The organism is Algibacter ulvanivorans (assembly GCF_048381495.1).
Lineage (GTDB): Bacteria > Bacteroidota > Bacteroidia > Flavobacteriales > Flavobacteriaceae > Algibacter_B > Algibacter_B ulvanivorans.
Window position 1 is genome coordinate 338,295 of sequence record NZ_JBLWGD010000003.1, and the last position, 14,741, is coordinate 353,035.

Annotated in this window: 11 protein-coding genes; all 11 read right to left on the reverse strand. The window is 33.4% G+C overall.

The window, feature by feature from the left end:
• Nucleotides 1-26 precede the first annotated feature (26 nt).
• The 11 genes from ACNG5D_RS09810 to ACNG5D_RS09860 all read right to left on the reverse strand — a co-directional run bounded on the left by ACNG5D_RS09810 (nt 27) and on the right by ACNG5D_RS09860 (nt 14,550).
• Nucleotides 27-1,895 (reverse strand): RagB/SusD family nutrient uptake outer membrane protein, encoded by a 1,869-nt coding sequence (locus ACNG5D_RS09810; RefSeq protein WP_418183339.1) that lies wholly within the window; start codon nt 1,893-1,895, stop codon nt 27-29.
• A 13-nt stretch (nt 1,896-1,908) separates the two neighbouring features.
• Nucleotides 1,909-5,079, reverse strand: coding sequence for a SusC/RagA family TonB-linked outer membrane protein (locus ACNG5D_RS09815; protein ID WP_418183340.1), 3,171 nt, complete (start codon nt 5,077-5,079; stop codon nt 1,909-1,911).
• Nucleotides 5,080-5,489: 410 nt separating this feature from the next.
• A complete protein-coding gene (locus ACNG5D_RS09820) occupies nt 5,490-6,794 on the reverse strand; it encodes a TRAP transporter large permease (protein WP_418183341.1) in 1,305 nt (434 codons plus the stop codon).
• Entirely contained in the window at nt 6,791-7,282 is a 492-nt protein-coding gene (locus ACNG5D_RS09825) for a TRAP transporter small permease (protein ID WP_418183342.1), read from the reverse strand. The genes ACNG5D_RS09820 and ACNG5D_RS09825 overlap by 4 nt, the downstream gene beginning before the upstream one ends.
• A 4-nt stretch (nt 7,283-7,286) precedes the next feature.
• On the reverse strand, nt 7,287-8,261 hold the full coding sequence (locus ACNG5D_RS09830) for a TRAP transporter substrate-binding protein (RefSeq protein WP_418183343.1): 975 nt from the start codon (nt 8,259-8,261) through the stop codon (nt 7,287-7,289).
• 13 nt (nt 8,262-8,274) lie between these two features.
• The gene (gene uxaC, locus ACNG5D_RS09835) at nt 8,275-9,684 is read right to left on the reverse strand and encodes a glucuronate isomerase (protein ID WP_418183344.1); all 1,410 of its coding nucleotides are present in this window, start codon (nt 9,682-9,684) and stop codon (nt 8,275-8,277) included.
• A gap of 9 nt (nt 9,685-9,693) precedes the next feature.
• A complete protein-coding gene (locus tag ACNG5D_RS09840; protein WP_418183345.1) occupies nt 9,694-10,875 on the reverse strand; it encodes a DUF4861 family protein in 1,182 nt (393 codons plus the stop codon).
• 1 nt (nt 10,876) lies between these two features.
• Nucleotides 10,877-11,671, reverse strand: coding sequence for a gluconate 5-dehydrogenase (locus ACNG5D_RS09845; protein WP_418183346.1), 795 nt, complete (start codon nt 11,669-11,671; stop codon nt 10,877-10,879).
• A gap of 3 nt (nt 11,672-11,674) precedes the next feature.
• Nucleotides 11,675-12,514: a 5-dehydro-4-deoxy-D-glucuronate isomerase gene (gene kduI, locus ACNG5D_RS09850; RefSeq protein ID WP_418182721.1), complete on the reverse strand. Its 840-nt coding sequence runs from the start codon at nt 12,512-12,514 to the stop codon at nt 11,675-11,677.
• Nucleotides 12,515-12,530: 16 nt separating this feature from the next.
• Nucleotides 12,531-13,706, reverse strand: a complete 1,176-nt coding sequence (gene uxuA / locus ACNG5D_RS09855; protein ID WP_418183347.1) for a mannonate dehydratase — start codon at nt 13,704-13,706, stop codon at nt 12,531-12,533.
• 16 nt (nt 13,707-13,722) lie between these two features.
• Nucleotides 13,723-14,550, reverse strand: coding sequence for an SDR family oxidoreductase (locus ACNG5D_RS09860; protein ID WP_418183348.1), 828 nt, complete (start codon nt 14,548-14,550; stop codon nt 13,723-13,725).
• Between the last annotated feature and the right edge of the window lie 191 nt (nt 14,551-14,741).

Genomic DNA, 14,741 nt, shown 5'->3' on the forward strand with positions numbered 1-14,741 from the left:
TTTATTAAAACGAATTAGTATAAAAATTACCATCCTGGATTTTGTGGAAATCCTTCGTAAATTTGAGTTTGTTTAGCATCAAATGGTATCCAATAATGTTTTGGAAACTCGCAAACTCTTGTAAGCAGAGTATTTTCTGTAAAAGATGATCGATCTTGTGGAAACTCAAAAGATGTTTTCTTTCTATACTTTTCTTCGTGAGCTACTCCCCAACGACGAATATCTACCCATCTGTGGGCTTCATAACTTAGCTCTACACTTCTTTCTCGCCTTAATTCGTCCATGAATTTATTGTTATCTGATACGATTGATGGGTGTACATTAGGTAAACCTGCTCTATTTCTTAATATATTGATAGCTCCTTCTGCTGATAACGGATAAGAACTAGGCATTGCAGTTGCTCCTCTTGCTGCATGTAATGCCTCGGCGTACATTAAATATACATCGGTAAGTCTCATGTGTAATCGCATTCCAACGTATTGATCTATTATTCTATTCCATTTACTATGAAACTCTCCATCCTCTCCTATAGGATAAAATTTCTTATGAAAATACCCTGTAGTTGATGGTTGATTATCACTACCACTACTACGATGTTCTCCTCCTGTAAAAAGTTGAGCTTGTCTATGTCTTGCAGGTATTGACGCTTTAGTTCCTAGTACATCCCCATCTACAACAATCCATCTATAGAAACGTGGATCACGATTTTCAAAAGGTTTTGTAGCATCATATAATGTTGCTCCGTATTGCCCACTTAAATCATCTTCTATTGAAAGTCCATTAGCCATTCCAAAATTGTTATGTATGAAATTATGAGTAGGACTTACAATTTCAGATCCTGATCTACCATGAATATCTCTATCTACTCCAGCAGTCATAAATCTTTCTAATTGTATTTTATTACCACCTGTAGCAGCAAAAACAAATTCGGTACTACCAGGCCACATTGTAGGTGTAGGGGTTTTCCAAAATACAGCATCGTAATTTTCCCAAGTTTCTAAATCATAACGTCCTTGGTCATCCAATTTAAGAATTCCTGCAAAAGCATCGGCAGCCATTTCAGCTAATTCGGTATCATATTGATAAGTATTTATACTTACATTGTTTCCGTGCATTAACGGGCTAGCAGCAAAAAGTAGGTTTTTACCTTGAAAAGCATAAGCTGCTCCTTTGGTAATTCTTCCCATATTTTCGCCTAATGTTTTTTGACCATAAGATTTAGTATCCCAATCTATAGGTAATAGTTCAATAGCCTTTAAATAATCTTCATTAGCTTCTAAGGCACATTCTCGGTAAGTTTCTGGTCGTTGTGGTGTAAAATCTCCTACTGCCACTTCCTTTATATATGGGAAACGTCCCCAGAATTTCATAATCTCGTTATGGAAAAATGCTCTAAAAAAATAAGCTTGTCCTAAAATTACATCTTTTTCCTCCTGAGTTAAGTTAATCATTAAATCTTCATTTTCCAGTACCATATTTGCGTTACGGATGCCTCTTAAACTTCCGTCCCATAAACCTGGGCGTCTAGCATGTAAATCACGTGTTGTACTCGCGTTGTTATTACCATAATCAGAATTCTGCCAACTGGTTAAATAACTATAATTACTTCTGTTTAACCCTTGCAAATTTCCATTATCAATTTCATAACTTCCTTTCCATGTTCTATTACCATGTGCGTCATCACCGTATATATAGTCTTGAAAGGTGTGAGCTCCTGTTCCATAATCTACAACTAGGGCATACATTTCTTCTACAAACCCTTGCGCATTATCAAACGTTGCAAACACATCTTGTTGTTCTAGGTTTGACTCTGGGGCTTTATCCAAGTAATCCTCGCACGAAAAGGATAACGCAAGTCCCACTATAATTAATAGTTTTATTTTATAATTTTTCATCACATTTTCTTTTTTAAAAATTCATATTAAAACCGAAGTTAAACCTTTTCAAGGTTGGGTAATCTCCCCTGAAATTAGAATCTGCTGTAACATTACCATTAAATTCTCTATCGTCTGGTAAATCTGTCCATAGAATTAAGTTATTTCCATTTGCGAAAACTCTTAACGATTTAACACCTAGTTTTTCGCAGGTTTTTTTAGGAATATCATAAGACAATGAAACTGTTTTTAGTCTTGTTAAAGACGTATCATACCAATTATCTCTTGGGTTTGTAGCACCTTGAGCTCTCCAAGCTGGCTGTGTATCTGTATTGTTAGGTGTATCTACAGTCCAATAATCTAAATCTTGAGTAAAGATTAAATTTGTTTGGTTATTGAACGTTCTATTTCCAAAGCTTCTTTGACCATTTTGAGTTCCATATAACTGTGCTGAAAGACTCCAACCTTTATAGCGAGCTCCTAATGTAGCAGACCAGTTTCTTTGTGGACGCGATGGATAGCCAAAAGGCGCATTATCAAAGGCACTATCATAAACACCATCACCATCAAAATCTATTACATCATAATAACCTACTCGGGTTTGATTTTGATTTGTTATTTGAGGTGTTGACATATAAACATCATCCCAGCTCGTTAATATTCCTCCAGGAATGGCTGATCTTGATTGACCTATTGGGTAACCAGCTTGCTTTTGATAAAATGGCCTAAGTGCAGGGTCGTCTCTTTCTATAACTTCATCTATTGCTTGTGTAAAGTTAAAATCTCCAAATAAATTTAGACCACTACCAAATGTATAGTTAGCACCTAATACAATTTCATAACCTCTTACTTCTACCTTTCCAAAATTAAAATCAGGTGGTGCTATTCCAAACCAGTCTGGCACACTACGCGAAGTACCAGCAATTAAAATATCATCACGGTTTTCTGCAAAATAATCAAGCTCTGCAGTAATTAAATTGTTAAACAACCCTAATTCCACTCCAATGTTATACTTAGTTGCGGTTTCCCATTGAAGGTTAGGGTTACCAACACTATCTTCTGTATAGAAAATGTAAGGAGATCTATCTCCAGTACCGTCATATACACTTGGCACTAACCACGCGCTTCCTCCATTTTCCCATTGGGTAATATATCTCCATCTTCCGCTAAAATTATCATCACCTACAAGTCCATAAGACCCTCTAAATTTAAGCTTGTCTAACCAATTTTCTTTTGCTTTACTCATAAATGACTCGTTGGATACTGTCCAACCTGCTGCAAAAGAAGGAAAGAGTTCAAAGCGGAACCCTGGCCCAAATTTTTCAGACCCATTATAGGCTCCATTTACATCTAGAAAGTATCTGTTATCGTAATCATAAGTAACTCTTCCAACCCAATCTTCACGAAATGTAGGGAATACACTACCTCTTGCATATTCTTGCCTTCTTACTAAAGCTAGTGCAGAAAGATTATGCTTATCTGCAAATGTTCTACTATAATTTAATGAAAAATCATATACCATCCTACGTGTTCTTCGTTGGTTTGCTTTCCCTTCATTACCATCAATTATTTCAGATGGGCCAACCGTCCATGGAAACACTGCAAAATCAAAATCATTCACACCATTTGGAGACAGAAAAGTCTCTTGGTCTCCATTGTAAATTCTGTATACTAAATTCTCTGTATCGTCTGCTCCATTATCATTTAATTCCTGCAAACTCGTCATGTTATTATCTAGAGAAAAACGTCCTTGAAATGATAAGCCTTCTGTTATAAAATCCAGCTTTTGTTTCAATATAAAATCTGTGTTTACTTGGAAATTGGTATAGGTATCATAACCTGTATTGGTTAAACTCACAACGGGATTGGTTATTCCAAAACCATCATCTATATATTGACCATATAATCCATCTGGATAGACAGGCGTATATAAATCTGGTGCTATTTCATAAATTCCGTTTACTACTGTATTTAAATTACTAGGGCTTTCTCTAATACCTACATAACCAGAAAGATTAACAGATAATTCTGTAGTATTTGTAATATTAAAATCAATATTACTACGGTAATTAAATCTTTCATATTTATATTCACCTAAGTAGCCTTTTCCATTATCGTATTTACCTCCGTCAAAAATATCATCTACTGTTTGATAAGCTAAACTTCCAAAATACTTAGCTGTTTTACTACCTCCACGAACCGATAAATTTATTCTGTAATCTTGCGCATAATCTTTAAGAATTTCGTCTTCCCAGTTTACATTAGGATAAATAAAACTTTCTTCTAATGTAGCAGGATTTCTGTACTTATCAAGAATAGCCATTGGCGTATAATCTCCCCAAGATGTGGGCTCAAGAGATAGCTCTCTTAAAATAGAACTATTAGCTTGCATTCTAGCTTCATACGAATCTAATTTTTGTGGTAACTTAGAAACCATTTTAATGGTTGTATTAACCGCTAACGATAATTGAGCTTTTCCTGTTTGTCCTCGTTTTGTTGTAATTAATATAACACCATTTGCTCCTTCTACACCAAAAACTGCCGTAGCAGAAGCATCTTTAAGTACAGAAAGATTCTCTATATCGTTCATATCGATATCTGTCATAGATCTCTTAACACCATCAACAAGAACAAGTGGACCTCCTGTTCCGTTCCATGAACTTTGACCACGAATAAAAATTTGCATATCAGATTCACCTGGTATACCACTACCTTGTATTGTTGTAACTCCTGGCAGGTTTCCTTGTAAGGCTTCCTCTACATTTGAAATACCAGCAGCTCGATCCATTAAATCTTCTCCCTTTACTTGAACAATAGCAGCAACTACGCTTTCTTTCTTCTGTGTTCCGTAACCAACAATAACTACTTCATCTAATGACTCACTACTCTCCAATAACGTTACTTGTACTTGACTACGACCATTAACAAGAATTTCTTGAGTTTCAAAACCTAAGTAAGAAAAAACAAGCGTACTTTTTGCTCCTGCTCGAATGGTATAATCTCCGTCAAAATCTGTTACCGCTCCATTTTTTGTGCCCTTTTCTAGAACATTTACACCAGGCAATGGCACACCATTCTCATCATAGACCTTTCCTGATATTTTTTCTTGAGCTTGCAAATTAATGGTTGTGAAACTGGAAAAAACCAGAACAAACATTAATACAATACCAGAAACAGGACAATGTCTTTTTAATTTTTGTTTCATTTTGAGTTTTAGTTTTATCATATTATAGTTTAATTTATCATAATGAACAGGTTATAAATACAATTACATAACCTAACACTATAACACCTAACAATTTTACAAACAAAGTGGGTTTTATGCATCCTGCCCTATCCTGTTAAATTTATATTTTTTTTAACATTATTTAACAATAAAGACATCTCTTAAAATAGAACTATTTTAAACAACAAAAAAAAAGGAGAGTAATCTTAAATGCAAATATTTTATAATTAGCTTAAAATATTTTTAAATATATACTTTTATTAATTAAGTAAATTAAAGGAGTAATACTCATATATTTACTTTACTATATTTGTTTTAGATAGCATTCCTACCTTATATGGCAACACTTATTAATCAAACCGCTTAATAATTTATCTTGTAAATTAAATTTACAAGCCAAATAGCCTTGGTAAAAACATTGATATTTCTGGTATAAAACTTATCAACATTAATACAATTACCATAATAGCTAAGAAAGGAAGTAAAGGTTTTATAACTTGTGTGACCGATACTTTTGCAACGCCACTTCCTACAAAAAGCAATGTTCCTACTGGAGGTGTACAAATGCCTATACACAAATTTAACACAATTACAATTCCGAAGTGTACAGGGTCCATACCTAAAGTGGTTACAACTGGAAGAAATATTGGAGTAAAAATTAATACTGCTGGTGTCATGTCCATAAAAGTACCAATAACCAATAAAATAATATTAATGGCTAAAAAAATGGCAAACTTGTTATTTAACGATTCTAATAAAAAAGTACTTATCATTTCCGGAATGCTTTCAAACGAAAACAGCCACGACATAGCCATAGAAGTACAAATTAAAAACATAACAACAGCGGTGGTTTTAGCGCTTGATAATAAGACACCCGAAAAGTCTTTTAATTTCATATCTCCATACGCTAAAGATAATATGGCGGCATATAAAACTGCAATAACCGATGCTTCTGTTGCTGTAAAAATCCCTGCTACGATGCCTCCAACTACAATAACTAATAAAAGCAAACTGAAAAAGGCTTTTCTAAAAAAAGTCCAAATTTCAATAAATGTAGCTCGCTTTCCTTTAGTATAATTTTTACTTATAGCTATAAAAGCCACGTAGCCCATAATAGCAAAACCTAATAATATTCCTGGAAAATATCCTGCAATAAATAAGGCTGCTACAGAAGCTGTTCCTCCACTTGCGAGGGCATATACAATTAAAATGTTACTTGGAGGAATTAATAATCCTGTTGTTGAAGCTGTTATATTTACTGATGCGCTTAAGGTTCTTGGATAGCCTTCGTCTTCCATTCTATCTGTCATGATACTTCCAATGGCTGAAGCTGCTGCAAGAGCAGAACCCGAAATAGCACCAAATAACATGGAGGCTAAAATATTTACATAAGCCAATCCTCCTGGAAGACTTGACACTAAGGATTTAGCAAAATTAATAAGTCGGTTAGCAATACCACCTCGTTTCATAATATCGCCGGCTAGAATAAAAAACGGAATTGCTAATAGAGCAAAACTATCAATTCCTGTTGTCATTCTCTGTGCAATGGTTGTTAACCCAGGGAGTCTATCAATATTTAACAATAAACTTAATGTGGTTGCTATTCCTATACTATAAGCTACTGGAACTTTAAGCAACAGTAATCCAAAAAAACTTATAAATAAAACGATAATACTTATAACTTCTATGCTCATAATTTATTTTTATTTTTAATACTATTAGACATATGATACATTGAAAAACACATAATCAAAAAACCACTAAAAGGCATAATGGCATAAACATATCCTAAAGGAATTCGTAATGTTCCTGAGAGTTGTTCTAAATGCAATGTGATATAAACTAAATTTAATCCTCCTATAACCATGACTATTAGAGCGAATAAAAATATTAATACTTCAATGAGAATGGATACTTTTCTTCTGTTCTTCTCTGAGAATTTTTGATACAAAAAATCCATTGATAAATGCTCTTGCCTACCGTTTAGATAAGCAGCTCCCAAAATAGTCATCCATATTAATGCAAACCGAGCAAACTCTTCCGTCCAAGTAAAAGAGGTTCCTAAAAGGTACCTTGAAAATACTTGAAATAACACATCCAATACTAAAAGCGCAAATATTATAATCATTAAAACCTCAAGAACTTGACATACTTTATTAAAAATAAATTCAGATTTATTCATATAATTAATTATTTTTAATTTGATTTACAATTGGTGCCATTTCTGGGTACTCTTTAACAAACGCTTCTAAAACAGATTTTGATTTTTTTGCAAATAATGCTTTCTCTGGTATAATAATTTCTACGCCAGCTGCTTTAGCTATTTTCATAGATTCATCAACAGAATCGCTCCAAAATTTCTTTTGAGCTTGAGCAGATTCATCAGCTGCTTCTTGTATCCATATTTTTTCTTCTTCAGATAATTTATTCCAAAACTTGGTTCCTATTAAAAGTACATCTGGAACAGATGAGTGCTGATCTAAAGTGTAGTATTTACTTATTTCGTAATGATTTGATGATACAAATGATGGTGGGTTATTTTCAGCACCATCAACAACACCTTGCTGAATGGCTGTATATAACTCTCCATAGGCTAATGGTGTAGCAGATCCTCCCATAGAATTAACCATATTTATTGCCATTTGATTATTCATTACGCGTATTTTTAGCCCTTTTAAATCTTCTGGTGTTCTTATGGCTTTGTTACTGGTATAAAAACTTCTACTTCCAGCATCATAATAGCATAAACCTCTTAACCAAAATTTGCTACCTTTTTCTAAAATTGACTTCCCAATTTTACCTTCTAAAACTTCAAATTGATGTTGTTTGTCTCTAAATAAATAGGGAATTCCTAAAAGATGATACTCTGAAACAAAATTAGATAAGGTTGCTGCACTTACTTTAGTAGCAGCTACAGAACCTATTTGCAATAGCTCTAAAACCTCTCGTTCTGAACCTAATTGTGCATCAGGAAAAATTTTAACTTTTAAAGTTCCGTTAGATTTTTTCTCCAATGCTTTCTGAAACTCTAGTATTCCTTTATGTACAGGATGCGCTTGAGGTAAGGTATGCCCCAAATATAGCATCTTTACATTATCATCTTTCTTACAAGATGTAATACTTATTAGAAGAACTACTAAGAAAATGAATTTATATTGCATTGAACATTTTTATTTAATTAAACTTAAAATAGTTTACAGCATTATTATAGCAAATATCCTGAACCATCTTTCCTAAAAATTCAATATCGTTTGGCACTAAGCCCTGATTAACGTCTTCGGCCAATAAGTTACACAAAATACGTCTAAAATACTCATGCCTTGGAAACGACAAAAAACTTCTACTATCTGTAAGCATCCCTACAAAACGACTTAACAAGCCCATATTGGACAACGTATTAAGTTGCTTTTCCATACCGTCTTTCTGATCTAAAAACCACCAACCAGAACCCCATTGCATTTTTCCTGGTGCATCTGAGTTTTGAAAATTGCCCATCATAGTGGCGAATACTTCATTTTGTGAAGGATTTAAATTATAAGTTATAGTTTTTGCTAATTGATTTGTTGAATTTAACTTATTAAACAATTTAGACATAAATTCTGCCATAGGAAAGTCGCCTATAGAATCAACACCGGCATCTAAACCAACTTGTTGTAATAATAGCGAATTATTATTTCGAATTGGTCCTAAATGGTACTGTTGTACCCAATTGTATTCGTGATATTTTTTTCCAAGATAAATAAACATAAAAGATCTATATTTATTAACCTCGACTTGTGTAAGCTTAGTTCTTTTAAGTTTTTTTTCAAAAATTTGTGCTATTTCATTGTTGGTAAAATTTACAATACTTAAAGCTTCTCCAACACCAAAATCTGACAATCTACAACCTTGTTCGTTAAAGAAGTTAATGCGCTTGTCTATCGCTTTTAAAAAATCATCAAGTGTTGCGATTTCAAAATTAACGCTTGTTGCTAATTTTTGAATGTAATTTAAAAACTTTTCTTTATTGATAAAAAACAATTCATCAGCTCTAAATGTTGGTAATACTTTGGTGTAAAAGCTACCTTTTTCTGCTATTTGCTTGTGATATTTTAAATCATCGGTAGGATCGTCTGTAGTACATACTACTTCAACCTTCATATCTTTTAGCAGTTGTGCTGGTGTTTTTTTCTCTAAAACGGCATTTGCTTTATAATAAATAGCCTCAGCAGTTGATGGTTGTAATATCTCATCTATATTAAAATAACGCTTTAACTCTAAGTGTGTCCAATGAAATAACGGATTCCTTAGAGTATATGGTACAGTTTCTGCCCACTTTAAAAACCTCTCTTTATGCGAAGTAATTGTTCCTGTTATGAAAATCTCTTCTATGCCGTTTGCTCGCATACCTCGCCATTTATAATGGTCTTCTTTTAACCATGCTTCGGTAATATTTTTAACAGGTTCGTTTTCTGCTATTTTTTTTGCAGATAAATGGTTGTGGTAATCAATTATTGGTAAATCTTTAGCGTACTTATGGTATAAAGTTTCGGCTATTTCAGATTGTAAAAGAAAGTTATCGGTTATAAAACTTGTTGTTTTCATTTATTTATTCTAATTCAAACTAACCTCTAAAGGGTTATTTATTTTTAGTGCGAATTCTTCTAAATATTGCTCCCACTTATCTTTTGATGTAAAGTCTTTAGCTTCTTTCCATCCAAAACCAGAGTAATATATCGCTTTTCCGTTATTTACTTTTACCTTAGCATATAAATTGCTCCAGTCTTTTAAAGTTGAGTTGAACAATTCGCTAGATAACATATTATCATTTGGAACCACAATGGCCGTACCTAGTTCTGAATTATCATGTGGTTGCCAATATGAAATAAATCCTATTTCTTTATTTTGTGTATCAACACCATCTTTTTCATGTAATGTTAACCCCACATGAATGGCATCTGTACCCGAAATTTCAATTTCAAACCGTGTTAAATTACTACCATAATCTAAAGAAATATGCTTAGTTTCTGAAATGGTTTGCCCATTAACATCCCAATTGGCATACTCCAAAACAAAACTTGTTCTTATTGGCCCTGTGGTAATGGTTTTCCATTTTGTGAAATTTCTGGAAATATAATACGTAGAATCTACTTTTACAGCAATACCACCAACACCTCTACTAACTCCAACATGAAAGTTATCTAAACCTTCTCCTTTATCTTTATGATAAGCACCTTTCTGCTTTTGGTCTTCCTTATACCATTTATTTATAATAGGATAATCAACTTTTTTTAGCCATGCATCTATACCGCTAGATAATGTACCGCCTTTAACTCCGTTTTCAATCATTTTTTGAGCTGTAGGACCAAAAGTTCTAAACCCCACTTTATTATTCTCCCATGCATAATCGTCGGTTCTTTCAGGAACAAATCTAGAATAACAGTATTCTGTTACTTCTGGTTTTTTGTTAGCTTCAATTTCAACCAACTGGAACTGTTTTTCTGAATTTGCACCGATTTCTGGTTGAAACAATAACACATCTACAAAGCCATCTTGATCTTTATCAACAAATTGCGAAACTAATACAGTTTTAGTTTCAACATCTTGCACGCTTAAATTTTCAAAAATCTTACCATCCTCTAATTTTAAATCTGATTTAATAATTTCTACAGTTTCGAAATTTCTCGGTAAATTGAGAGTATTTTTAATGGTTATAATATGTTCCCTTTTATTTTGTTGGCAACTTTGTATAAAAAAACCACTTACTAATACGATAAATAAAACTACTTTTTTCATGTTAGCTTTCGTTTATTGGTTTACCTATGGTTGCTAGAATTCCGCCATCAACATATAAAATATGCCCGTTTACAAAATCGCTAGCCTTTGATGATAAAAATATAGCCGCCCCTGCCAAGTCGTCTGGATTACCCCATTTTGCAGCAGGGGTTCTATTAATTATAAAATCGTTAAACGGATGACCTTCTACACGAATTGGAGCCGTTTGGGAGGTTGCAAAATACCCTGGTCCTATGCCATTTACTTGTATATTATGCTTCGCCCATTCGGTTGCCATATTTTGGGTTAACATTTTTAAACCGCCTTTGGCTGCTGCATAAGCACCTACGCTATTTCGACCTAACTCGCTCATCATTGAGCATATGTTTATTACCTTACCTTCTTGCCTTGAAATCATGCCTTTTACAACATGTTTTGATACAATAAACGGACTTACCAAATCGATGTCTATAACTTGTTTAAAATCGGTAACATCCATATCTATTAAAGGTGTACGTTTTATTATACCGGCATTATTTATAAGAATATCTATCGGGCCTACTTCTTTTTCTATTTTGGTAATTGCAGAAATAACTTCTTCTTCTTTGGCTACATTAAACTTATAGCCAACGGCATTTATACCTTCTTTTTTATAGGCGGTTACAGCTGTATCTATTTTTTCTTGTGAAGAATTACCATTAACAATTATGGTCGCGCCTGCTAGCCCCAAACCTCTGGCCATAGACATTCCTAATCCATGTGTGCTTCCAGTTACTAAAGCTACTTTTCCTTTTATGTTGAATAATGATATGCTCATAAACTATCGTAAGTCTGTTATTTTTGCGACATCCATATCGCCATAATCTAAATTCTCGCCTGCCATACCCCAAATAAAGGTATAATTTGATGTTCCTGAGCCTGAATGAATTGACCACGGTGGTGATATTACCGCCTGATGGTTTTGCATCCAAATATGACGGGTTTCTTGCGGTTGACCCATAAAATGACATACGGCTTGGTCTTGAGGAATGTCTAAATAATAATATATTTCCATTCTACGGTCGTGTACATGTGCTGGCATTGTATTCCATACACTACCGGTTTTTAACTCTGTCATCCCCATTTGAAGCTGGCATGTCTCTACAATACCGCCTATTATCATTTGATTAACCGTGCGATGGTTTGCCGTTTCTAAAGAACCTAATTCTAATTTATTTGCCTCGGATTTGCTTACTTTTTTTGTTGGAAATGTTTGGTGTGCTGGGGCTGAATTTAAATAAAATTTTGCCGGATTATTTTTATCATTACTTTTAAAAACAACGTCTTTTACACCGCTACCAATATATAATGCATCTTTTAATGTTAGGGCGTAAATTTCGCCATCTACTTCAACCGTTCCATCGCCTCCTACATTTATTATTCCTAACTCTCTGCGCTCTAAAAAATAACTAGATTTTAAAGGATCGATAGTCTCTAATTTTATTGGTGATAGTGGTACTGCTGAACCTGCCATATACCTATCGTAATGCGTATATACCAAAACCAATTGGTCGGGTTGCATTAAATTTTCTATTAAAAACTCTTCTCTAAGTTGTGCCGTATCGTAAGCTTTTACTGCTTGTGGGCTTGAGGCATAACGCGTTTCATAATGTGTGCTCATGCTAGTTGTTTTTTTATTATTCACTTTGTTTTATACCATATTCTAAGCCTCGTAATTCTGCGAGACCTCGTAATCTTCCTATACCAGAATAGCCAGGGTTTGTTTTTTTATTCAAATCATCCAGCATTTGGTGTCCATGATCTGGTCTTACTGGAATTACAGAATCTGTATATCCTTCTAATTTTCGTCTTTTTTCTTCTTCTAAAATAACTTTAACAATGCTATACATATCCACATCACCTTCTAAATGATTGGCTTCATAGAAATTACCTTGTTCATCACGTTTTGTACTTCTTAAATGTAAAAAGTGAACTCGATTAGAAAAACGTTTAAAAATTTGAACTAAATTATTATCTTCCCTTACACCTAAAGAGCCTGTACAAAAGGTAATACCATTAGAACGATTTGGAACATTTTCAAATAAATAAGCATAATCAGATTCTGTACTAACTACCCTTGGTAAACCTAAAATAGGATACGGTGGATCATCTGGGTGAATGCACATTAAAACCTTATTCTGAGACGCTATAGGTATAATTTCTTTTAAAAATGCTACTAAATTTTCTCTTAAAGTTTGAGCATCTATTTCTTTGTAGGTATCTAAAATAGTTTGAAACTGCTCTAAAGTGTAACCTTCTTCGGCACCTGGCAAACCAGCAATAATATTATTTACTAACTGTTTTTTATCTATTTCCGAAAGGTTATCTATATATACTTTAGCTGCTTCTTGTTGTGTTTCAGAATAGCTACTTTTTGCACCAGGACGTTTTAGTAAAAACAACTCAAATGCAGCAAATGCAATTACATCAAAACGCAACGCTTTTGAACCATCTTCAACTTGATAGTTTAAATCGGTTCTTGTCCAATCTAAAACTGGCATAAAATTATAACATATTGTATTAATGTCGCATTTTGCCAAATTTTCTATACTCTTCTTATAACTTTCAATATAGGTTTTATAATTACCTGAACGTGTTTTTATATTTTCATGAACTGGTATACTCTCAACAACACTCCAAGTTAACCCTTCACTTTCAATAATATTTTTTCTTTTTTGAATTTCATCAATAGTCCAAACTTCTCCGTTAGGAATATGATGTAATGCAGAAACAACTCCTGTAGCTCCTGCTTGTTTTATATCTGATAAAGATACGGGATCATTTGGCCCGTACCATCGCCATGTTTGCTCCATAAATTATTAATTATTTTTAAACGCCGCTATATGCACTAAATCCTCCATCGATTGGCACAACAATACCGGTTACAAAAGATGCACCTTCGCTACATAGCCATAATGTTGTTCCTACTAAATCTTCTGGTTTTCCAAATTTACCCATTGGGGTTTGTTCTATAATTTGATTACCTCTTGGTGTTAAACTACCATCGGCTTCTGTTAGTAAACTTCTATTTTGGTCGGTTAAGAAAAACCCTGGTGCCAATGCATTTACTCGAATTCCTACCTTTGAAAAGTGCACTGCCAACCATTGTGTAAAATTAGATACAGCAGCTTTTGCACCACTATAAGCTGGAATTTTTGTTAAAGGTGTAAACGCATTCATAGATGAAATATTTAGAATAGAACAACCTTCTCTATTTACCATATCCTTTGCAAAAACTTGAGTTGGCAATAAAGTTCCTATAAAATTTAAATTAAATGTAAATTGAATGCCATTAATATCTAAATCAAAAAATGTTTTAAATCCATCCGTTTTATTTACTAAATCTAAAGCTTCTAAATACGAATTACTTGTTGTCCCTAAAGGATGATTTCCTCCTGCTCCATTTACTAAAATATCGCATTTACCTAATTGCTTATTTATAACCTCTTTTGCTGAGTCTAAGGATTCTTTTTCTAAAACATTGGCTGCTAAACCAATTGCCGTTCCTCCTGCTTCATTTATTTCATTAGCAACTTTATCAGCTGCTTCTTTTCTTAAATCTAATACTGCTATTTTGTGCCCCTCTTTTGCTAGTGCTTTTGCTAATGCACTACAAATTACACCACCTGCTCCAGTTAATACAATTGTTTTGCTCATTGAATCTAAATTATTTGATATGGATTTGTAATGTCAAATTTATTTTAAATCTAACTTATTTCTGTCCTGTCGTATCATGGTAATTAGACTTAACAACAAATCTTAAAATTCTTATCTTAATAAATTTATAGCTATTAAAACATTTAACAACATCATTACATGTTATTGCTTTTTTTGATGAGCTTATAGTT